Origin of the sequence: Pseudoalteromonas sp. SG45-5 (assembly GCF_014164085.1) — a bacterium.
GTDB lineage: Bacteria > Pseudomonadota > Gammaproteobacteria > Enterobacterales > Alteromonadaceae > Pseudoalteromonas > Pseudoalteromonas aliena.
This window is the reverse complement of the sequence record NZ_JACJEM010000005.1, coordinates 54,545-76,625: the sequence shown is the minus strand read 5'-3', so window position 1 is coordinate 76,625 and position 22,081 is coordinate 54,545. Positions and strand designations below refer to the sequence as shown.

18 protein-coding genes and 1 riboswitch are annotated in these 22,081 nt (G+C 40.8%); of the genes, 9 read left to right on the top strand and 9 right to left on the bottom strand.

What is annotated here, in order from left to right; all coding sequences use genetic code 11:
- Positions 1–209 precede the first annotated feature (209 nt).
- From dapB to ribB, 6 genes are all read left to right on the top strand, one after another.
- Positions 210–1,013, top strand: a complete 804-nt coding sequence (gene dapB, locus H5119_RS02495; protein ID WP_182701087.1) for a 4-hydroxy-tetrahydrodipicolinate reductase — start codon at positions 210–212, stop codon at positions 1,011–1,013.
- A gap of 361 nt (positions 1,014–1,374) precedes the next feature.
- Entirely contained in the window at positions 1,375–2,511 is a 1,137-nt protein-coding gene (carA, locus tag H5119_RS02490) for a glutamine-hydrolyzing carbamoyl-phosphate synthase small subunit (RefSeq protein ID WP_182701086.1), read from the top strand.
- 16 nt (positions 2,512–2,527) lie between these two features.
- A complete protein-coding gene (carB, locus tag H5119_RS02485; protein WP_077538186.1) occupies positions 2,528–5,746 on the top strand; it encodes a carbamoyl-phosphate synthase large subunit in 3,219 nt (1,072 codons plus the stop codon).
- Between the two features lie 48 nt (positions 5,747–5,794).
- On the top strand, positions 5,795–6,271 hold the full coding sequence (gene greA, locus H5119_RS02480) for a transcription elongation factor GreA (protein ID WP_007375825.1): 477 nt from the start codon (positions 5,795–5,797) through the stop codon (positions 6,269–6,271).
- Between the two features lie 134 nt (positions 6,272–6,405).
- Positions 6,406–7,449 carry a S66 peptidase family protein gene (locus H5119_RS02475; RefSeq protein ID WP_182701085.1) on the top strand — a complete coding sequence of 348 codons (1,044 nt, stop codon included), beginning with the start codon at positions 6,406–6,408 and terminating at the stop codon, positions 7,447–7,449.
- Between the two features lie 79 nt (positions 7,450–7,528).
- A riboswitch (FMN riboswitch) is annotated at positions 7,529–7,701 on the top strand.
- A 247-nt stretch (positions 7,702–7,948) separates the two neighbouring features.
- Positions 7,949–8,602, top strand: coding sequence for a 3,4-dihydroxy-2-butanone-4-phosphate synthase (gene ribB / locus H5119_RS02470; RefSeq protein WP_182701102.1), 654 nt, complete (start codon positions 7,949–7,951; stop codon positions 8,600–8,602).
- A gap of 80 nt (positions 8,603–8,682) precedes the next feature.
- Here the strand turns inward: ribB and H5119_RS02465 are convergent, their stop codons facing one another.
- The 6 genes from H5119_RS02465 to H5119_RS02440 form a co-directional block, all read right to left on the bottom strand.
- Entirely contained in the window at positions 8,683–9,336 is a 654-nt protein-coding gene (locus H5119_RS02465) for a nitroreductase family protein (RefSeq protein ID WP_182701084.1), read from the bottom strand.
- A gap of 89 nt (positions 9,337–9,425) precedes the next feature.
- Positions 9,426–10,202: a glycine betaine ABC transporter substrate-binding protein gene (locus tag H5119_RS02460; RefSeq protein WP_182701083.1), complete on the bottom strand. Its 777-nt coding sequence runs from the start codon at positions 10,200–10,202 to the stop codon at positions 9,426–9,428.
- Complete coding sequence (locus tag H5119_RS02455; RefSeq protein WP_182701082.1) at positions 10,199–10,753, bottom strand: thioredoxin family protein; 555 nt, start codon at positions 10,751–10,753, stop codon at positions 10,199–10,201. Before H5119_RS02455 ends, H5119_RS02460 begins: the two co-directional genes overlap by 4 nt.
- A gap of 52 nt (positions 10,754–10,805) precedes the next feature.
- Entirely contained in the window at positions 10,806–11,912 is a 1,107-nt protein-coding gene (locus tag H5119_RS02450) for an L-dopachrome tautomerase-related protein (protein ID WP_182701081.1), read from the bottom strand.
- Positions 11,913–12,123: 211 nt separating this feature from the next.
- On the bottom strand, positions 12,124–12,414 hold the full coding sequence (locus H5119_RS02445) for a putative quinol monooxygenase (RefSeq protein ID WP_182701080.1): 291 nt from the start codon (positions 12,412–12,414) through the stop codon (positions 12,124–12,126).
- 27 nt (positions 12,415–12,441) lie between these two features.
- On the bottom strand, positions 12,442–13,467 hold the full coding sequence (locus H5119_RS02440) for a zinc-binding alcohol dehydrogenase family protein (protein ID WP_182701079.1): 1,026 nt from the start codon (positions 13,465–13,467) through the stop codon (positions 12,442–12,444).
- A 133-nt stretch (positions 13,468–13,600) separates the two neighbouring features.
- On the opposite strand from H5119_RS02440, the gene H5119_RS02435 reads away from it, so the two are divergent.
- The gene (locus H5119_RS02435) at positions 13,601–14,536 is read left to right on the top strand and encodes a LysR family transcriptional regulator (protein ID WP_182701078.1); all 936 of its coding nucleotides are present in this window, start codon (positions 13,601–13,603) and stop codon (positions 14,534–14,536) included.
- Positions 14,537–14,629: 93 nt separating this feature from the next.
- The gene (locus H5119_RS02430; protein ID WP_182701077.1) at positions 14,630–14,974 is read left to right on the top strand and encodes a cupin domain-containing protein; all 345 of its coding nucleotides are present in this window, start codon (positions 14,630–14,632) and stop codon (positions 14,972–14,974) included.
- 90 nt (positions 14,975–15,064) lie between these two features.
- On the opposite strand, the gene H5119_RS02425 is transcribed toward H5119_RS02430, so the two are convergent.
- Positions 15,065–18,214, bottom strand: a complete 3,150-nt coding sequence (locus H5119_RS02425) for an efflux RND transporter permease subunit (RefSeq protein WP_182701076.1) — start codon at positions 18,212–18,214, stop codon at positions 15,065–15,067.
- A 2-nt stretch (positions 18,215–18,216) separates the two neighbouring features.
- Complete coding sequence (locus H5119_RS02420) at positions 18,217–19,395, bottom strand: efflux RND transporter periplasmic adaptor subunit (protein ID WP_138585444.1); 1,179 nt, start codon at positions 19,393–19,395, stop codon at positions 18,217–18,219.
- A gap of 168 nt (positions 19,396–19,563) precedes the next feature.
- Between H5119_RS02420 and H5119_RS02415 the strand changes: the two genes are divergently transcribed.
- A complete protein-coding gene (locus H5119_RS02415; protein ID WP_182701075.1) occupies positions 19,564–19,827 on the top strand; it encodes a YkgJ family cysteine cluster protein in 264 nt (87 codons plus the stop codon).
- Between the two features lie 160 nt (positions 19,828–19,987).
- On the opposite strand, the gene H5119_RS02410 is transcribed toward H5119_RS02415, so the two are convergent.
- The gene (locus H5119_RS02410; protein WP_182701074.1) at positions 19,988–21,841 is read right to left on the bottom strand and encodes a TonB-dependent siderophore receptor; all 1,854 of its coding nucleotides are present in this window, start codon (positions 21,839–21,841) and stop codon (positions 19,988–19,990) included.
- Positions 21,842–22,081 lie beyond the last annotated feature (240 nt).

The following is a 22,081-nucleotide window of genomic DNA, read 5'->3' as shown; positions in this document are numbered from 1 at the left end:
GCTAAAGTAAACTGGTATTGTTATTATTATTTAATTAAAGGCTTACCTGACTATTGCATGACTTTTAGATAATATCTACAAAGCAACGCGATTTTCAGCGATTAATATTTATCCAACTGCATAAAAATGCCCAAGCGCGTATTTGCGATGCTCCGGATATATACTCAGATTAGTAAAAAACGGATTCAAATTTAAATTAGGTAAAAACAATGACTACAAATCGAATAGGTGTTTTTGGTGCTAATGGCAGAATGGGCTTAGCTCTATTAGAAGCCGCGACAATTAAAGAGCAAACACAACTTACAGGTGCATACGTTCGCAGCAGTTCATCGTTATTAGGCATTAATGTAAACCAGATAAATAGTGCAGCCGATAAAAATATAAGCTTTAGCGATGAAAGTACAATAGATAATGTAGATGTTTTAATCGACTTTACGCTTCCAGCTGGAATGAAAAACCATTTAAAAATTGCTTTGACACACAAAATTCCTATGGTTATTGGTACAACCGGTTTAACAAGCGATGATATGGCGCAATTACACGATGCAGCTAAGCATATTCCTATTGTATTTGCGCGAAATTACAGTGTAGGCGTCAATGTATTACTGAACCTTGTGCAAACAGCTGCAACTAAATTGGGTGATGATTTAGATATTGAAATATTTGAAGCACATCATCGGCACAAAATAGATGCGCCGTCGGGTACAGCACTCGCAATAGGCGAGTCAATCGCACACGCTAAAGGCTGGGATCACGACGAAGTTGCTGTATACGACCGCAGCCAAGTGGAAACTGCTAAATCGCAAAATGAGATTGGTTATTCGGTACTAAGAGGAGGCGATATAGTAGGAGAACATACCACCTATTTCGCTACAATGGGCGAAAGGCTCGAATTAACCCATAAAGCGAGTTCAAGAATGACCTTTGCACTAGGCGCTATAAGAGCTGCAGGCTGGTTGAGAAATAAACCTGCAGGACTTTATGATATGCAAGATGTGTTAGATTTAAAGTAGTTTAGTTACTTTTTTAGCTGTTTGGAGTCATTTTCACCTGAAGCCAGTTATTTGTTACAATTTACCAAATAATGTTAGACCTAAATCACAACTTAATGTAATATACAGCCAATTTGCCAAAAATTACTAAATGCGTGTTTCCAATTATACCCAAGTGGCTAGTAAATCCTGGGGTTCAGTGGGAATGAAAATAGTTTTAGGCAAGAAAAAATGTTGAAGGTTTAGTGGTTTACATCGGCTTCATTTAAGACTGCGTAAAACAATTTAAGCTCACAGAAATCTGGTTTTGACGATCCCTCTGGGTATTGGCGGGGTGTTAAGCAATTGCTTACTCCCGTTTTTTACTGTTAGGAGGTTTAACTTGACTAAATCCGCTCTGTTAGTCCTAGAAGACGGCACAGTGTTTCGCGGTACTGCAATCGGCGCTGACGGCATGTCAGTCGGTGAAGTAGTATTCAATACGTCTATGACTGGTTATCAAGAGATTTTGACTGATCCATCATACGCGGAACAAATCGTAACTTTGACGTACCCACATATCGGTAATACGGGTACCAACAGCGAAGACGAAGAAGCGAATCAAATTTGGGCTAAAGGCCTAGTGATCCGTGATTTGCCACTGCTAGCGAGTAATTTTCGTAACGAGCAATCGTTAGATGATTACTTAAAAGAACGTAATATTTTAGGTATTGCGGACATCGACACCAGAAAGTTAACTCGAATTTTGCGTGATAAAGGCGCACAAAACGGGTGTATTATTGCTGGTAGCGAGCTAGACGAAAATAAAGCGCTACAAGCCGCGCAAGCCTTCCCAGGCTTAAAAGGTATGGATTTAGCAAAAGTTGTCTCAACCAAGGAAAATTTTGAGTGGCGCGAATCAAGCTGGACATTAGGCGAAGGATTTAAAACCCTTGATGCTGCTGATGAAAAGTTTCATGTTGTTGCCTACGACTTCGGTGTAAAGCGTAGTATTTTACGTATGCTTGTAGACCGTGGCTGTAAACTTACAGTCGTACCCGCGCAAACCTCTGCCGCTGATGTACTGGCTTTAAACCCTGATGGTATCTTTTTATCTAATGGCCCTGGCGATCCTGAGCCATGTACTTACGCTATTGATGCAATTAAAACCTTTTTAGAAACCGACACACCTATTTTTGGTATCTGTTTAGGTCATCAGTTATTAGCGCTTGCCTCAGGTGCTAAAACAGAAAAAATGAAATTTGGCCACCACGGCGCTAACCATCCAGTTAAAGATCTAGATCGCAATGTAGTAATGATCACCGCACAAAACCATGGTTTTGCTGCGCAAGAATCAAGCCTACCAAGTATACTTCGTGCCACGCACAAATCGTTATTTGACGGCACGCTGCAAGGTATTCATCGCACAGATAAACCTGCGTTTAGTTTTCAAGGCCACCCTGAAGCTAGCCCTGGTCCGCACGATGCAGCCCCATTATTTGACCACTTCATCGATTTGATGCAAGCGCGTAAACACTAATTTAACTGGAGTAATAATGCCAAAACGTACCGACATAAAAAGCATTCTTATCTTAGGCGCAGGCCCAATTGTAATTGGTCAAGCGTGTGAATTTGATTACTCTGGTGCTCAAGCGTGTAAAGCACTTAGAGAAGAAGGCTACAGAGTTATATTAGTTAACTCAAATCCAGCAACTATCATGACCGACCCAGATATGGCCGATGCGACGTACATCGAACCAATTCATTGGGAAGTGGTAGAAAAAATTATTGAAAAAGAAAAACCAGATGCGGTACTGCCTACAATGGGTGGTCAAACAGCATTAAACTGTGCACTTGATTTAGATAAGCACGGTGTATTGGCCAAGCACGGCGTTGAACTTATTGGTGCAACGGCAGATGCAATCGATAAAGCAGAAAACCGTGAACGCTTTGACATTGCAATGAAAAACATTGGTCTAGAATGCCCTCGTGCTGAGATTGCTCACACAATGGCAGAAGCTAAAGACACAATGACCCGCATAGGTTTGCCATGTATTATTCGTCCATCTTTCACTATGGGCGGCACCGGCGGCGGTGTTGCTTATAATATGGAAGAGTTTGAAGAAATTTGTGAACGCGGTTTAGATCTTTCACCAACAAGCGAATTGTTAATTGATGAATCGCTGATTGGTTGGAAAGAGTACGAAACAGAAGTTGTACGTGATAAAAACGACAACTGTATTATTGTTTGTACGATTGAAAACTTTGACCCTATGGGTGTGCATACAGGCGATTCAATCACTGTTGCACCTGCGCAAACGTTAACCGACAAAGAATACCAAATTATGCGTAACGCCTCTATGGCAGTATTGCGTGAAATTGGGGTAGAAACGGGCGGTTCTAACGTGCAGTTTGGTATTAATCCTGAAGATGGCCGTATGGTTATCATTGAGATGAATCCACGTGTATCACGCTCATCGGCACTTGCCTCAAAAGCAACGGGTTTTCCAATTGCTAAAATTGCAGCAAAACTAGCCGTCGGTTACACGCTTGATGAACTTCAAAACGACATTACTGGCGGTAAAACACCTGCGTCGTTTGAGCCTTCAATTGATTATGTTGTAACAAAAATTCCTCGTTTCAACTTTGAAAAATTTGCTGGTGCGAACGATCGTTTAACCACGCAAATGAAATCGGTTGGCGAAGTAATGGCGATTGGTCGTAACCAACAAGAATCATTACATAAAGCATTACGTGGTCTTGAAGTGGGCGCAACAGGTTTTAACCCGATAGTTGCACTTGACGACCCTAAAGCGAAAGAAAAAATCATCCGTGAACTACGCGAGCCAGGTGCTGAGCGTATTTGGTATATTGCCGATGCAATGCGCCATGGTATGAGCGTTGATGATGTTTACGAGCTGACTAAAGTTAACCGCTGGTTCTTAGTGCAAATAGAAGACATTTTAAAAGACGAAGCTAAAATTGCGGAAGTGGGGATGGCAGGCTTAAATGCTGATTTCCTTCGCAAACTTAAACGTAAAGGTTTTGCAGATCCGCGTATTGCCGAAATTGCGGGTGTATCTGAAGCTGAAATTCGTAAAAAGCGTCATTTATTAAATATCGTGCCAGTATATAAACGAGTTGACACGTGCGCCGCAGAGTTTAGCTCAGACACGGCTTACATGTACTCAACTTACGACGAAGAGTGTGAAGCTAATCCAACAGATCGTGACAAAATCATTGTTATTGGTGGTGGACCTAACCGTATCGGTCAAGGTATTGAATTTGATTACTGTTGTGTACACGCCTCGCTTGCGCTTCGCGAAGACGGTTATGAAACCATTATGGTTAACTGTAATCCTGAAACGGTATCGACCGATTACGACACATCTGACAGGTTATACTTCGAACCAATTACACTTGAAGACGTGCTTGAAATTGTACGTGTTGAAAAGCCTAAAGGCGTTATCGTGCAGTATGGTGGTCAAACACCACTTAAACTAGCACGTGAGCTTGAAGCCAACGGTGTGCCAGTGATCGGTACTTCACCTGATGCGATTGACCGTGCAGAAGACCGCGAGCGCTTCCAACAACTTGTTGAGCGTTTAAATTTACTTCAGCCAGAAAACGCAACAGTAACATCAACGGAAGAAGCATTACTTAAATCGGTTGAAATTGGCTTCCCATTGGTTGTACGCCCTTCGTATGTACTCGGTGGCCGAGCAATGGAAATTGTATACGACGAAGACGATTTACGTCGTTACATGACCGAAGCTGTGCAAGCATCAAACGAAGCGCCTGTATTATTGGATCGTTTCTTAGATAACGCGATTGAAGTTGACGTTGACGCTATTTGTGATGGCGAGCAAGTAATCATCGGCGGTATTATGGAGCATATTGAGCAAGCGGGTGTTCACTCGGGTGACTCAGCGTGTTCATTACCCGCGCATTCTTTATCGCAAGAAGTGCAAGACGTAATGCGCAAGCAAGTAACCGATATGGCGCTTGAGCTTGGTGTTGTAGGTTTGATGAATACACAGTTTGCAGTAAAAGACGGCAAAGTGTATTTAATTGAAGTCAACCCTCGTGCAGCACGGACTGTACCGTTTGTATCTAAAGCAACGGGTGTGGCGCTTGCAAAAGTAGCTGCTCGTTGTATGGCAGGGCAGTCTTTAGCAAGCCAAGGTATTACTAAAGAAGTGATCCCTCCTTACTACAGCGTCAAAGAAGTTGTACTGCCATTTGCTAAGTTTCAAGGTGTGGATCCAATCCGTGGACCTGAGATGCGCTCAACAGGTGAAGTGATGGGTGTTGGCGATACTTTCGCCGAAGCATTCGCAAAAGCGCAATTAGGTGCAAGCAACACTTTACCACGCGGTGGTCGCGCGTTATTATCTGTTCGTAATAGCGATAAGCCCCGTATTGTTGAATTAGCCAAAATCATGACCGACTTAGGTTTTGAACTTGATGCAACAGGTGGCACAGCTGCTGCTCTTGAAGAGGCTGGCATTGAAGTACGACGTGTAAACAAAGTATATGAAGGCCGCCCACATATTCTTGATTCTATAAAGAATAAAGAGTACAGCTATATCGTCAATACCACCGAAGGTCGCCAAGCGATCGAAGATTCGAAGGTGTTACGTCGTGGTGCATTGCAAAATAAAACCAATTATACGACAACCTTGAACGCGGCATTCGCTAACTGTACTGCTAACAAAGCAGATGACCGTAGTAAAGTGACGTCAGTTCAAGAGCTACACCTGCGATTGAACTAAGGAAATGTGCCAAGGCCAACTAGGGCCTTGGTGTTAAGTGAGAAAAGTATGCAATCAATTCCGATGACAGTTCGTGGCGCAGATTTACTGCGCAAAGAGCTTAACGAATTAAAAACAGTTACCCGTCCAAAAATTATCGCCGACATTGCTGTTGCGCGTGAACACGGTGACTTAAAAGAAAACGCTGAGTACCACGCTGCACGTGAGCAACAGGGTTTTTGTGAAGGTCGTATTCAAGAAATTGAAGCTAAACTTTCAAATGTTCAGATAATCGACGTAACTAAAATGCCAAATACGGGCAAAGTTATTTTTGGCACCACAGTGACTATAGTCAATGTAGATACTGATGCTGAAGTAAAATACCGTATTGTAGGCGATGATGAAGCGGATATTAAAAATAATTTAATTTCTGTTAATTCACCGATTGCACGTGGCTTAATTGGTAAACAAATGGACGATGCAGTGTCTATTGAAACGCCAAAAGGTATCGTTGAGTACGAAATCATTGAAGTTGAGTATCTTTAACGCATAACTCACTTTAACGTTTTAAATAAAAACCGATGTAATTACATCGGTTTTTTTATGCCTTTAATAATCTCGACTTTGTTAACTTAATTGGGTACGTTAAGCTCAATATGTCTTAATAATTGAGGGTACTGATGTCATCGATTAACTTTCCTGAGCCGCTTAAGCCTAATGCTAAAATTGCAATTTGTGCGTTTTCATCTGAGGTTGAAAAGCACTTTCAAGCGCGTTTAGATATCGTATTAAATGGCTTAATATTGCGTGGTTATCAAATAGTAGAGGGCGATAGCGTAAGGCAAAATACGTGCGATCAGCAGCGTGCCAGTGAGCTAATGAACTTTCTAGTTGATGACAGCATAGCGGCTATTATGCCTCCATGGGGAGGAGAGTTAGCACTAGGAGTTTTACAGTATATTGATTTTAATGCAGTGAAGGCTGCTAAACCTAAGTGGTTGGTCGGGTTTTCAGATGTGAGTACGTTAGCTTGTGTGCTTACATCTCATTGTGGTTGGGCAACACTTCACAGTGCCAACTTAATGCAGCTACACCCAAACGAAATAGAATCTAATTGTTTAAACGTTTTTCATGTTTTAGCCCTTACTCAAGGTGATCAATTTGAACAAGTGCCTTCTGATTTATACCAAAGTAAGGACATTGATTATGTAAACAATCCAGATGCATTATTTGAATTTACAGAACCGACCCAGTGGCAATGCTTAAATTACAACGATGCTCGTAAATTAGAGATAACTGGACGGCTTTTTGGTGGGTGTTTAGATACCCTTACTTTACTGTTAGGCTCGCCTTACCTTGATTTACTTCACTTCAAACAAGCATATGCACCCGAGGGAATAGTACTTTATTTAGAAAATGCAGAGCTAAGCCCAACAGCCGTTGCACGCAGCTTGATTACCCTGAAATTGAATGGCGTATTTACTGGTGTTAATGGTATTGTGTTAGGTCGCAGCGCCGTTATTAATAGCCCACACAAAAAGATTGATTATTACCAAGCAATAGAACTTGCATTAGGAAAATGTATATTTCCCGTTCTTTTTGATGCAGACATAGGGCACGTTGCCCCTAACTTAAACTTAATAAATGGCGCTACTTGTACAATCACCGCTGAAATAAATGAAGGTAAAGTAATCAAAGCCTCATTAAATACCGAGCTTTGTTAGAAGTGCACTCCTTACCTTTGATAAGTAATTAGGTTAAAGGGTATAATAAGCCCGCTTTTATAGCGCTCTAGTTATAAAAGTAAATTCTCAGGGCGGGGTGAAATTCCCCACCGGCGGTATGTTTAATGTTACTTGTAACTCAGACGAGCCCGCGAGCGCTTTATTTAACTTATTTTTAGGTAAAGTAAAGGTCAAGCAGATCTGGTGAGATGCCAGAGCCGACGGTTACAGTCCGGATGAAAGAGAATATGGCTTATTATACTAATACCAATTTTATTAAAGACACGATCATTGTATTGCGTTAAGTGAGCTGTTTTTTTAGCACTATAATTAATCACTAATTTAATGCGGTTGGTATAACAGTGTGCGCTGCTTTTTGCTGCGTGCTTTTTGTTATTTTATTTAAGCTATTTTGGTAGTGATCGTTTTAAATTTAAAGCGATGTATTACTGATCCTTTCACAGTCCTGAATCTATTATTTTTTATTTGGAATATAATGATGATTCAGTCTCTACTTACTCAATTCGGCGAAAGCCATATCCGCGTACAAAGCGCAATTACTGCACTACAGCAAGGGCAAGGCGTACTTGTTGTTGATGACGAGAACCGTGAAAATGAAGGCGACTTTGTATTTTCAGCTGAGCATCTAACGACCCCTCAAATGGCTGAAATGATCCGCGAAGGCAGCGGTATTGTTTGCTTGTGCATGGGGGAGGAGCGTATTAAACAGCTCGACTTACCGCAAATGGTAACCCACAACACGAGTCAAAATAACACCGCTTATACAGTCACTATTGAAGCTAAGCATGGTGTTACAACGGGCGTGTCTGCTGCTGATAGAGTAACTACTATAAAAGCAGCGACAGCCGATAATGCAAAACCAAGTGATTTATCGCGCCCTGGGCATGTATTTGGTTTAAAAGCACAAACGGGCGGAGTATTAGTGCGTCGTGGTCATACCGAAGCATCCGTTGATTTAATGCAGCTTGCCGGCTTAAAACCATTTGGTGTCATTTGCGAACTAACAAATCCCAATGGTTCAATGGCGCGCTTACCTGAGGTGAGTGATTATGCTAATAGACATAATATGACCGTGGTTTCTATTGAAGATTTAGTGCAATATGTTCAGGCTGCACAGCGCAAAGTAGGTTAAACCGCTTTAAAGCAAAAAACCACTTATTTGAATAAGTGGTTTTTATAATATTGTTATCATTTAAGTGTATAAAGTATTGCTTATAAAACCTGAATAACTTGCTCTTTTGCCAAGCGAGATTTAGGTAGCTTAGCATTATAATCTTCAGAGTTATCATGGTAGCCAAGCACTAAAGCTACATCACAAATATATCCATCTAGCTCTTTTTCAAAGATTTCACCAATAAGTTCAGCGTCTACGCCTTCCATTGGGGTTGAATCAATGCCTAAACGTGCTGCTGCATGCATGGTGTTACCTAGCGCAATGTAAGTTTGTGCTTTAGTCCATGTTGCATTGTTACCTTGCTCATCGGTATTCATATCAACAAAGGCAAATGCGCCAAATGATTGTTCGCGGTTTTCTACTTTTGTACGACCATTTTTAATGTCGGCATCAATAACTTGTGCGTAATCTTCGCGTGTATATTTAGGGTTGTAAGCAAATAAAATAACGTGCGACGCCGTTTTAATATGAGGCTGATTAAATTGAAATTTATTAGCAAAGGTATTATGCATACGTTCTTTAGCTTCGTCAGACTCAATAACAATAAATTTCCAAGGTTGTGAGTTAATAGATGAAGGAGAAAGACGCATAGCTTCAAAAACTACGTCTAGGTCATCTTGAACAATACGCTTGGTTGTATAACGTTTAGTCGTGTAACGTTTTTCTAAATCACTAATAATTGGGTGAGTCATTTGTTTCTCCGTTAAGTGGCCTGTTTGACCGATGTTTACTATATTGAGCCGTTTTATTAAAAACAAAGCCCGTATAACTATTTAATTACTTACTTGTTGAGCCACTGGCGCGTTACGTCATCAAGTACTTGTCGCTCTTTGCTAACTTTATAATCAAGTGCGGCAATTATGTCGTTTGAAAAGTGTAACTTATCAAGAGTGTCTAATTGAGCTTGACTAAAGAGCGCTTGTTTATCATCACGCAGCAATAAAACGGCTCTATCAACGCTGCCAAGTAAACCTTGTGGATCGGCAAGTTCACGTATTTTATGTTTATGGTGTAAAAATTGAGGTTTCCAAAGGGGAACTACGCACCATGTGTGAGTTGCAACGGCGTTTTCAAAAGCGCTAAAGCAATCATCTTCTGTGCCAGTTAAAAATTCATAGCCAGCTTGAGATAACCCGTACTCTTTCATCATGTTAATTGAAAAGCGAGTAATGCCAGCACCGGCATTTATGCCCTGAATCGTTTTTTGCATTTTGGCAAGGACATCAGGTTTCAGTAAGTCGCTAATTTGACTTACGGCATGCTCTGGTATGTAATCGGGTACGCCCCAGTGAGCATAAGGTTGGTAATGTAAGCCAAGTTCAATAAGTGGCATTACCAGCTCCACATCCGCTTTATAAATACCGTGGCTTGACGGAAGCCACGCAGAAGCGAGTAGGTCTATCTCACCTGATTTTAAATTTTTAAAGTTATCCTGATGCGGCGCGTAAATACGCTCAACGCTAAAGCCCATATCAGTTAAAACATGGCTGATAATTGAAGCGGTAACTCGATGAAATGATAAATCGGTTACACCTAATTTTAAATGTGGTGTACTCATAATGTATTACTCCATTTAATAGAGCAGCCCATGCTAGGTGTTTGCTGCTGAGGGCCTTTGCCTGTTGCGGCAATTTGGCGCATTGCATTAACTAACTCAGGGGTACGATGTGTGGTGCCATTCATTTTTGTATCGTCTAAGCGGCCACGGTATTGCAGTTGCCCATGATTGTTAAAACCAAAAAAGTCAGGTGTGTATACCGCGCCATAGGCTTTGCCTACGCGCTGGTCTTCATCAACCAAATAGGGAAATAAAAAGCCATGTTGTTTAGCAAATTTTTCCATATTGGCAGGAGAGTCTTCTGCTACATATTGGTAGTCGTTTGACATGATAGCTAATACATTAATGCCTTCACTAATAAGTGTCTCTGTGTCTTTGCTCAAGCGATTGGCTATGCGTTGTACATAAGGGCAGTGGTTACAAATAAACATAATGAGTAAGCCATTTTTACCCAGATTATCGACTAATGAAAACGACTCACCTAATGGGCTTTTTAGTGTGAAGCTAGGGGCTTGCCAGCCAAAATCACAAATTGGTGTATCTAATAACATACGTTAAATCCTATAAAGCCAGCCCGTATGGCTGGCTTATAAAAATAATTAATTATTTTTGATTAAAGCGAAAACGCGTTAATACGTAAGGCGGCTTTGCATTACCAAAGCCTTGGCTAAATGCAGGGTGCTGGTGGAGTTGATCTTGTGTTACATAAATCCAACCATTGCTTACTGCTAGACTGTCAGGCCATGATAATCGTTTATCTTGAACAATTATTTCGTAATGGCCTTTAGTGGTTAAGCCAATCGCATTGTTTTCAAGGTCGGTTACCAAAATGCCGCCGCCAGGAGCGTAGGTCATGCCATCGCTTGGATTTTTAGGGCCAAACACTTCAATATTCTTTGCTTTTTTAGTGTCGGAGTAACTGTTATTAGCCAATACTTTTGCTGGGATACGGTAAACCTTAGTGCCAGTAAATGAGCCAAAGTAAACCCATTCGTTATTGTCATCAATCGTTATTGGGTTTAAGCCAAAGCGAAGGTTATTGGTTTTTCCTTCAGGTGATTTAGATGCAACTGGTGACGCTTCAATAATGATATCGCGCTCCTCCGGCATTAGTGTGGCACTGCCTTCGAGTACGCGAGTAGACTCACCTGTGTTTAAATCAACCACAATAAAGGCGGGCTTGGTTGCGCCCATAAAATTACCAAATGACATATCAGCTATGTAAATTTTGTTATTAAGTTCATCAATCACAAAGTCTTGTAAAAATGAATTAGCAAGTACCGCTGATTCATTTAGTTTTATTGTGTTTACTAAGCTGTTATTTACGCTATCCCAAGCAATAAGTTTAGGGGCTACTTTTTCGCTCCCCATATCTAAAATCCACACAACGCCTTTACTGTCGCTGTGAATGCCGATAACTGCCGCAAGGCCTACCTTGCCAATTTCTGGGCCGTCTGCCCAATCGGTAGTTGGAAACGGTTGCTGTACGCCATTAGCCATAATTTCAACAACGCGTGTTTTTGGGTTATCTAGCGGATGCATACTTACTAGCATCCTGCCTGCCGGTGTAATCGTAATACCTGCACCGCGATATTTAGTAAACGTAGTGACGGTTTCAAGTGGGCCGACTTCTACGGCATTAGCACTTGTTAAGGCGCTTGCTACTAGTGAAAGCGTTGCTATGGCTAAAGTACTTTTGAATTTTTTCATCTTTTGCTACTCGCTGTATTTATCTGAATTTGAAGTGGTATAAATCACTTGCTCATTTATGAGCAGTTTTATTGCTTGAGGAAATAATAAGCGGGTATTGAAAGGCAATAAACAGCATAATAATTGAATCTTTATCAAATAATAATAGATAATGAAAGTAGCTAATAAAAAAACACCAATCTAAATTGGTGTTTTTATTAAAATCGCCACTTTAACGAATAGCGGTTAGTTCATTAATAGTAAAAGATGCAATGCAGCCTTCAACTTTTGCTAAGTAGTTTTTAATGCTTTGTGCTTCCATATGTTGTTGCCAAAGTTCATAACTTTGCCAGTTCTCATAAAACACAAAGTGAGCATCATCTTGATTATTTTGATGCAAGGTATATGTAACACACCCAGGCTCTTTATGTGTTTGTTCAACAAGCAACAAAAGTGCACTTTTTACCGTGTCTATTTTATCGGTGTTAGCAAAAATATTAGCGATTATAGTAAGCTGAGTCATAACTTCCCTTATAATGAAAAATGGTATTTAAAAGCCTTCAAGTACAATTTTACCGATTGATTTACCCGCTTCTAGCTCTTCGTGAGCAATACGTAAATTAGCCGCATTAATAGTGCCTAAGTTTTTACCAATCGTGGTTTGAATGTAGCCTTGGTCAATCAAATCGGCAACATGATTTAATAACTTACTTTGCTCAATTAAATCTTTGGCATTAAACATTGAGCGGGCAAACATAAATTCCCAATGTAGAGATAAACTTTTCATTTTTAATTTGCTAACATCTAATGACTCAGGATCGTCAATCATTGCAATTTTACCAAATGGTGCAAGTACCTCTGTATACGCTTCAAAGTAAGTATCAGTACTATGCAGGCTTGCTACATGTGTTACCGAGCCAATGTTTAATGCGTCAATTTGAGCAGGTAATGGTTTTGTATGGTCAACGACATAATCAGCACCTAGTTTTTTAACCCACGTTTGCGAGCTTTCACGCGATGCAGTGGCAATCACCGTTGCGCCAGTAATCGCTTTAGCAAGTTGAATAAAAATAGAGCCAACGCCGCCTGCGGCACCTGTTACTAAAATAACTTCGTCTGATTTTGTTGTTGCATTAGCAGCTTGTTTTACAATGTTTAAATGCTCAAATAATAATTCGTACGCTGTTATTGCAGTAAGGGGCAATGCAGCTGCTTCGGCGTCGTTTAAGCTTTGTGGTTTGAACCCTACAATGCGCTCATCCACTAATTGAAATTCTGCATTACTACCTGGGCGAGTAATATCACCTGCGTAATAAACCGCATCACCGAGTTTAAATGCCGTTACAGCATCGCCGATTGCAACAACTTCACCAACGGCATCCCAACCAATAACTTTTACTTCACCCTCAGCAGGGGGCATAGATGCACGCACTTTGTAATCTGCTGGGTTAACTGCAATAGCTTTAACTTTAATTAATAAATCGCGACCTGTTGCAACTGGCTGTGGTAATTCAACATCAATTAACGACTCAGGATTAGTAACAGGAAGAGATTTTTTATAACCAATGGCTTTCATAATAAATGTCCTAATTTGTTTACGTATAAGATGCAAGCCATGCTTTGGCTAGCTGATGGATATATAGTAGACCTTGATTTAATATAGATAAACCGCATAATCGTTGAATCATTATCAAATATAAATAGATAATATGAACATAGAAGATTTAAAACTTATTTTAAAAGTCGCTGAGTTTAGAAGTATTACGCTCGCAGCTGCTAAGTTAGATATGCGTACAGCCACAGCAAGCGCCGCTATTAAACGCGTGGAGTCAGCGCTTGGTAGCGAGCTGTTTGTTCGTACAACACGTCATTTAAGGTTATCGGCTGCTGGGGAGCGCTACATTCCACAATGTGAACAGGCTTTGGCAGTACTTGAGCTTGCAAAGCAAAATCTAAAAGGTGAGCACGACGAAATAGAGGGGGAGTTACGCGTTGCGCTTTCATCTGACTTAGGGCGTAACTTGGTGATCCCATGGATTGATGAACTCATGGACACTTATCCAAAGCTAAGTTTAAGAACGCATATAAGTGATAGTAATATCGACTTTTACCGTGACTCAGTTGATATAGCACTTCGTTATGGCTCGCCTAATGATGCAAGTATTTATGGTTTTAAAATTTGTAACGTACCGCGCTTATTATGTGCAACTGACGAATATCTTTTACAAAACGGAACTCCCGTGCATCCTGACGATTTAGCGTCGCATCAAGGTTTGTTTTATCAGTTGCAGGATATTATAAATAATACGTGGGAATTCAGCGATGGTGAGGCAAAATATAAAGTTAAAATGGATGGCAGGCGCGCCTCAAACGACGGCGATTTAGTCAGGCGCTGGTGCGTTGCGGGTAAAGGCTTGGCTGTAAAATCAGCCCTTGATATGGCTGACGATTTACTCAATGACAGGGTGATTACTGTGATGCCAAAATACCAACATATTGATGGTGAACTTTGGCTTATTTGCCCAAGTAGGCAGTCAATAACCCCTGCGGTGCGTCTACTACGTGATGCTTGCAGAGCAAAATCCCAAGCTATTTTAAAGCAGTTGGTCAATAAAGGCATTATTGATAAGTGTGTTTTAAACTAAATAACCTGAGCTCTGGTTAAGAGGTTTACTAACGCATTGAATTATGGAGATAGATTCATTATCCAGAGTTCAGGTTAAATATATGGAGATAAAATGGATAAAGTAAGCACTAATAGCAAAAATCACTACAGATGGGGTAATAATTGTGATGGTTGGCATCTAGTTAAATCGGCTTCTTTAAGTGTGATTCAAGAACGTGTGCCAAAGGGGGAGAGTGAATTAAGGCATTTTCATCGCTATGCAGAGCAATTTTTTTATATTCTCAGTGGCATTGCAACAATAGAATGTGAAGATGTTATACATAAGCTACATACACACCAAGGACTTCATATCCCTGCCACCAAAAAACACACGCTTAGTAATCAACAAAATGAAGACTTAGTCTTTATAGTAACGTCCACACCTCCAAGTCATGGAGATAAAATATTTTGCGAGTAATAAATTTAACCACCAAAGATCAACGCACCCCAAAAATAAAAAGCTCGGCATATAGTATGCCGAGCTTTTTTGGTTGGGGTTTTACATTACTTAACTTTCAATAGGCGCTGGTTGGGCATCTACGTGTGGTGGCTTACCACGCATTTTACGTACTAATCGCTTAGCATCTTCTAGTGCAACATACTGACACGGTATAAGTATCAGTGTAATTACTGTGGCAAATAGCACACCAAAAGCAAGTGATACAGCCATTGGGATAACAATTTTAGCTTGTAAACTCGTTTCAAAAATAATCGGCATTACACCAATAAAGGTTGTGATTGAGGTGAGTAATATCGCTCTAAAGCGACGAGCACCGGCTTGTACTACTGCATCTTTAATCGCAACACCTTCAGCGCGGGCTTTATTTACAAAATCAACCATAACGAGGGAATCATTTACGACCACACCCGCTACAGCAATAATGCCAAACATAGATAAGCTGCTCATGGTCATACCTAAAATCATATGCCCAAACATCGCGCCCACTACGCCAAACGGAATAACCGACATTATAATAAGTGGCTGCGAGTAAGAGCGAAGTGGAATCGCTAACAAGGCAAATATAATCATCATTGATATACCAAAATCACGAAGCTGCTCTGAAGCACTATCCATCTCTTCTTGAATGCGCCCAGCCACGTCACTTGTCACGCCAGGGTAGCTTTTAAGTAGTGTTGGTAAATATTCATCACGAATTTCTTCTGCAATAGCAAATGGTTCGGCTTGGTCGGTATTTACCGCAGCCCATACGTTTACAGTACGTTTAGAGTTTTCGCGGCGAATACGGTTTACACCGTCAACTAATTTAACTTCGGCTACTTCACTCAGTGGTACTTCAGCGCCAGAAGGCGTAATAATACGCACACTTGCGATGTCACTTATTGAGTTACGTTCGTCTTCTGGGTAGCGGATCATGACTTTAATTTCTTCGCCTTCACGCAATATTCGCTGCGCTTCTAAGCCGTAGTAACTAAAGCTTACTTGCGATGCTACATCAGCAAGCGTTAAACCCATACTGTAAGCCAGTGGTTTTAAATCAAGCTGTACTTCATCGGTGGCACTTTGCATTGAGTCGTTTACGTCGCCAACACCTTCCATTGTTTGTAATTTAGCTTTTAATTTACCGGCTACTTCTTTTAGTTCGTCAGCATTTTTGCCTTCAAGTTTAAAGCTAACATCGCCATCATCTCGACCGCCATTCATTATGCTGTCTTGAATGGTCATGGTTTTAATACCAGGTAGAGCGGGCATTTGCTCGCGCCATAATGCACTTAGAGCAAAGGTGTCAATAGGGCGTAAATCAGGCTCTACTAAAATAGCCATAATATTCGCTTGAGTACGGCCACGTAAGCTTACCGATAAATCGCGGATCATCGGTTTACCGTATTGCTCTTGTAGTTGCTGATCGACCTTTAATAACACGCTTTCTATTTTACGCGCTGTTTCAAGCGTTGCTTGCTCAGATGAAGCAAGGTTCATTTCGATATCAATACGCGGAAAGTCGTGTGGTATTTTAGGGTTGGGTACAAACTTAACTAAACCACCTGCAAACATACCTGCACTTACAATAAGCAAACACATAAAGCCAACAATTACGGTATAGCGGTAGTGAATGCAGCGACTAACAAAAGGAAGGTAGTAGTTATTCACAAAGCCTTTTAAACCACTATCAATCACCATGCGTAAGCGATGTAATAGGTTTTTAGGGTTTGGTTTACGTGGGTTCATTGCTGCAATGTGGGCAGGTAAAATAAGTTTTGATTCAATGAGTGAAAAAATCAAACATAAAATGATTACGCCACCAATCGCCTTAGAAAAAGCAGCACCAGGGCCGGTTGCGAGTGTTTGCGGTAAAAATGCCGCAATGGTCGTTAGTACACCAAAGGTTGCTGGCATGGCAACACGTTTTACACCGCGTACAACGTTATCAAGTGTGTGGCCGTATTTTTCTATTTCGGCACTGGCAGATTCTCCGACAACTATGGCGTCATCAACAACAATCCCGAGTACAAGTATAAAGGCAAAAAGAGAGGCTAGATTAATTGTTACATCTAAAAAGCCAATAGGCATAAACAAAAAGGCGCCCAGAAAAGACACCGGCAAGCCCATCATGACCCAAAATGCTAAGCGTAGCGGTAAAAATAGTGCCAGTACTATCATTACTAACAAGCCACCCCAAATCATGTTATCGACCATCATATCGAGTCGACCTTCAAGGTAGTAAGTTAAATCAACAATAGGGGAGAGCTTAACGCCATCAGGTAAAAGTGGCTCCTTAGTTGCCATGTAGCTTTTAAGGACTTTTGCTACATCGGTAATGTCTTGATCTTTTGATGCATTTACTTCAAAGGAGAGTGAATTTTTACCATTATATTTAGAATACTGTAGGCCTTCTTCAAAGCCATCATTAATGGTAGCAACATCGCCTAAATAAATTTGTGCGCCATCAGCAAGGGTAATAAGCGGCAGCTTTTCAAACTCAAAGCCTCGGTAGGCTTGTTTTTCAACACGCATCGAAATATAACCGTTTTCAGAGCGTATTTGCCCCGCCGACATATTGGCTGAAAAGCTTTGCACAGCGCCTGCAATATCTCTAAATGTTAAGCCATATTCGCGTAGTTTATCGGGGCTGACTTCTATACCAATTTCGTATTCTAAGCCGCCATTAAAATTAACAAGGTTAACGTGAGGTAGGGCTTGGAGTTCATCTTTTATATCGTTGCCAAGCTCTTTGAGCTGGTAGTTACTCATGTCGCCGTAAAGCGCGAGTATCATTACCTCTTGCTCAAACTTATCACGACGTACAACAGGGCGCTCCATTCCCGCAGGAAAGGTGTTTATTGAATCAACCTGTACTTTAATTTCATCAAGTACTTCTTGTGGATTATATTGTTCTTCTATTTCTATCCAGGCTTGCGAAAAACCTCGGTTAGAATAGGTAATGAGGCGTTTAATACCTTCAAGACCTTCAAGATTTTCCTCAACTTTTATCGTTATTCCTTCTTCAACCTCTTGCGGGGCAGCCCCCGGATAAACCGCTTGTACGCTTATCCAGTTACTTTCAAACTGTGGGAACATTTGTTTACGAATGGTCATCGCCATTAAAAGACCGCCCACTAATATAAATATCATTAATAGGTTAGCTGCAACGGGATTACGGGCAAACCATGCTATTAACCCTGTTTCACGAGTGTTCATGGTTACTCCTCCTTAAGTGCAAGTTGAGTAATGTCACTGTTATTAGGTGCTACGTCTTCAATTTTTACAGCCATACCTTCGGTTGGATATTCAAGCGCTGAGGTGACAATTTGCTCGCCATTTTTTAACCCTTGGCTGGCGATAATCATGCCGTTTTGTTCGCGTATAATATTTAGGGTTTTAAACGACAATGTTAAATCGTCATTTAAAATTACAATTTTATTATCTTTAACTAAATGGTGCGCAACAATAATCGCGTTATCAAGTGGGCGGCCTTCAATTGTCGCATTAATGTATGAACCAAAACGAAGAGGGCGTGTTTTATCGCCATACGGTGTGGCAAGTTGTGCTACTAGGTAGCTCATGCGGCTTTTTTGATCAACCACACCTTCGGTGCGAATTACTTTGGCTTGCCACATTGTTTGTTTGCCCGCGTATTCTGCATTAAATGTAACGTTTGAACCGACGCCACCATTTTCTAAATATTGCAGTTCTTGGTCGGCAACCGGTAGACGAACCTCTGCAACAGATGTCGCACTTAATGCGCCAAAACTATTACCAGGATTAACTACTGAACCCAAGCTAATCGTGCGCTCGTTAATAATCGCATCGTATGGGGCCTTAATGTAAGTACGTTCAAGATTACGACTAGCGCGTTTTACACTGGCTTGAGCTGAGCGATAGCGTGCTAGTTTTTCAGCTAATTGCGGTTTACGTAAATAAAGCTCTGAGGCAATAGCTTCGCTTGAATCTGACTTAATACGTTCCCATTCTGCTTTTGCTACATGCGCTTGCGCACGCTCTATTTCAAGTGCCGAACTTGCTTGCGCTAAACCCGCTTGCGCTTCAATAAAGTCAGCCTCATAATCATTTGCATCAATCCGTGCTAAAATATCGCCTTGCTTTACAAACGCGCCTTCGACAAATTGATCTGATACCGAAATAACTTGCCCGCTTACTTGCGCTATTAACTCGGTACGGTCTTTTGGTTTTACTATGCCGTACGATTTAACATCGAGCGTGATAGAATCTAATAGTATGCTTTGGGTTGCCACTAAAGGGCGAATGTCTTGCTCAGGCTTTTCTTCCGGTGGCTTTTTCATAGCCATAAAAGCGATAGCTAATGCTATGCCACCTGCTAAAACTGCAATTGGGAGTATTATTTGTTTTTTAGTAGCCACAAGGCATTCCTCATAATTGGTGGTGACACAGTAATAATACGCAATAAAGTGTTTACAAGCTGTTTTAAGATGTAACAAAGCATTACATATGTACATTACAACTAAACGTGTGATTAATTACGTTCCTGAAAAAGAATTAAAGACGTTACTTTTTATACAGAGGATATTATGAAAACTGAATCGATGGAGTGTAGATTAGGCTGTGGTGCATGTTGTATTGCGCCTAGTATTAGTTCGCCAATTCCAGGTATGCCAAATGGCAAAAAAGCCGGAGAGCGTTGCATTCAGCTAGATGAACGTAATTTGTGTAAATTATTTGGCGATTCAAGCCGCCCAAAAGTATGCAGTGATTTTAGCGCCACGCTCGATGTGTGTGGGTCAACAAACGCACAAGCTCTAGCACTTATTACCGAGCTCGAAGAGCTCACTTAGTGAGCTATTAAAATACACATATATTTACACTTATCTATTACTGAGTATTTATTTTAAGTAATTAAAAGCTGCGCTTTTCACGTGAGCAAGCTCTACGTCTACCGCCAAAGCGTATGTTTGTGAGTGTTTTTGTAGACGTGAAGCTTGCTTACGTTACTAGTTACCAGCTATACGTTGCGCTTAACGTATATTGCTCACCGCGTCCTGGTGTACCTGGTATTTCTTCAAACGACTCATCCCATAAGTTATCTGCCGCTAAGGTGATAAATAAATTACTCAACTGTGGCGGGGTTATTTTAAGCGTTAGCTGGGTAAATAACGCGTTGTCATTGCCGTTTCTAAGTGCATTTTTGTGTTGTGTACGCCATTCGTTATCTATTCTAAATTCTAAAATATCAGTTGGGTTGTACACAGCGCCGAGTGTTAAACGGTGATCAGGAAAGTTTAATGCGTAAAAACTGGCATCAATATCGGCTACGCCGTAGTTTTCTGATTTATGTAAATAGGTGTAGCTTGCTATAAGTTTTGCTGTATCAAAGTGCTTAGTCGCTAAGAATTCAACCCCTGCAGTATCAATATCAACTGGGTTTGCAAAGCGCGCTGAAGTTGAATCAAAATTAAAGGTCCAATCGGTCAAGTTATTATCTTTGCGATAAAAAATAGCCGAGTTTAACTGCCAGCTTTGTTCTTCAAGTAATAAACCTAGCTCCAAGTTTGAAGTGGTTTCGCGCTTAAGGTTGTAATTACTTCTAAATAATCCACCAGAATCACTGCCGCCAATGGCGGTATAGCCTGCAACTTGGCTTGCTTGTGCATAAGATAAATAAAACGTGCGCTCAAAACCTTCGCTGTTTTGTGTATTTAGCGTTACATCACCAATGAGTGACAGTTCAGAGTCGTCTCTATTTGTATCGTCAAACGCAGCACCTAAACGAAATGTAAGTTGTTTATTATCCTCAAGCACCATTTGGTATTCAGGCAATACGCTTAATTTATAATACTTTCGTGAGGTAAAGTTGTTTTCAAGTGTTGTTGATTCAATCGAGTCATCAATAAATTGTGCTGAGTAATTTATTGCCAGTGCATCGCTTTGTGCATGGCGACCCGAAAGTCCAAGCGATTTAACTTCGCTTTTATGAAAAGCTTCAAATGCACTTGGATTTTCGCGCGAGTAAATATAGTGATCGTCATGGGTACGATAATAAGCAGATACTTCAAAGTGACTGTTATCAGCGTAGCTTTGCTTGTGATTAAGCATCCAAAGACGGGTTTCTAAATCTTCAGTTTCGTTAACGCCAAAAGGGGTGTACAAGTTAGGCCAGCCAAAAAACTTATCTTGTGAGCCAAAAAATAAATCGGTTTGGCTGTGCTCGCTAGCTAATTGCACGCGAGCTGAGGCGCGCGAAAAGTCATGATCGCCATTATCAATGGTTCCATCACTTTGCGAATGAGAATACTCACCTTCAAAGCCCAGAGTATAGTTAGCTAAGCTATCAAGTTGTGTGTTTTTAGCAGCGTGAATACTTTGCAGATTAAAGTCGTTTGTACCAGTACCAAGCGATATACTACCGCCTGTAATAATTGGTTTCCAGCCAAACGAAACTGTACCTACAGAGCTATTCATACCGTACAGTGCGTTATCGGCACCGGTTAAAACATCCGGACCGCTTAGCATTTGCGGTGCAATGGGGATTTCAGCAAAATAATGCCCAGATTGCGGGTCAAGTAAAGTCGCACTGCCGACTCTAAAACCGGTGTTTTCAAAAATACCGCCGCGAATAGTTACATCAGCTTGCGCTTCAGCCATATTACGCGATTGAAGATCAACACGTGGGTCGTACTCTAAATTAGAAATAGGCGAGTCAAATGTACCTACTGGCAACTTATTTGCAGTAGGTGAAGCCTCAACGGTTATCTGTTCTATTGTTGACTCATCAGATAGCGTATTAGCATTAGCAAATGCAGTCACGCTGCATAATATTGCAGGTATTATAAGGTGTGGTGTGCGATTCATGTGTTTCTCATCATTTTTTATTTGTAGCTGCGGTTACAATTAATTTCAAAGCTTATATTTGAGCATGATAAAATAACTAAATGTAACAGCAGTCATTTTGTGCGCGATTGTACATTAATTTGCTAATAACTGCATTTGATAACCATTTACGTAATACCGACTTTATTAAAAACATGGTCATTCTATCGTATTAAATAGCGCACTCACTGCGTTAAAAATTATTTATATAGAACAACTATA

Coding starts and splice junctions, on each gene's coding strand:
- H5119_RS02435 (WP_182701078.1), top strand. CDS start 13,601: ATGAACATAGAAGATTTAAAACTTATTTTAAAAGTCGCTGAGTTTAGA.
- H5119_RS02415 (WP_182701075.1), top strand. CDS start 19,564: ATGAAAACTGAATCGATGGAGTGTAGATTAGGCTGTGGTGCATGTTGT.
- carB (WP_077538186.1), top strand. CDS start 2,528: ATGCCAAAACGTACCGACATAAAAAGCATTCTTATCTTAGGCGCAGGC.
- H5119_RS02475 (WP_182701085.1), top strand. CDS start 6,406: ATGTCATCGATTAACTTTCCTGAGCCGCTTAAGCCTAATGCTAAAATT.
- H5119_RS02425 (WP_182701076.1), bottom strand. CDS start 18,214: ATGAACACTCGTGAAACAGGGTTAATAGCATGGTTTGCCCGTAATCCC.
- H5119_RS02430 (WP_182701077.1), top strand. CDS start 14,630: ATGGATAAAGTAAGCACTAATAGCAAAAATCACTACAGATGGGGTAAT.
- H5119_RS02465 (WP_182701084.1), bottom strand. CDS start 9,336: ATGACTCACCCAATTATTAGTGATTTAGAAAAACGTTACACGACTAAA.
- H5119_RS02440 (WP_182701079.1), bottom strand. CDS start 13,467: ATGAAAGCCATTGGTTATAAAAAATCTCTTCCTGTTACTAATCCTGAG.
- H5119_RS02445 (WP_182701080.1), bottom strand. CDS start 12,414: ATGACTCAGCTTACTATAATCGCTAATATTTTTGCTAACACCGATAAA.
- H5119_RS02460 (WP_182701083.1), bottom strand. CDS start 10,202: ATGAGTACACCACATTTAAAATTAGGTGTAACCGATTTATCATTTCAT.
- H5119_RS02455 (WP_182701082.1), bottom strand. CDS start 10,753: ATGTTATTAGATACACCAATTTGTGATTTTGGCTGGCAAGCCCCTAGC.
- H5119_RS02410 (WP_182701074.1), bottom strand. CDS start 21,841: ATGAATCGCACACCACACCTTATAATACCTGCAATATTATGCAGCGTG.
- H5119_RS02450 (WP_182701081.1), bottom strand. CDS start 11,912: ATGAAAAAATTCAAAAGTACTTTAGCCATAGCAACGCTTTCACTAGTA.
- dapB (WP_182701087.1), top strand. CDS start 210: ATGACTACAAATCGAATAGGTGTTTTTGGTGCTAATGGCAGAATGGGC.
- greA (WP_007375825.1), top strand. CDS start 5,795: ATGCAATCAATTCCGATGACAGTTCGTGGCGCAGATTTACTGCGCAAA.
- ribB (WP_182701102.1), top strand. CDS start 7,949: ATGATTCAGTCTCTACTTACTCAATTCGGCGAAAGCCATATCCGCGTA.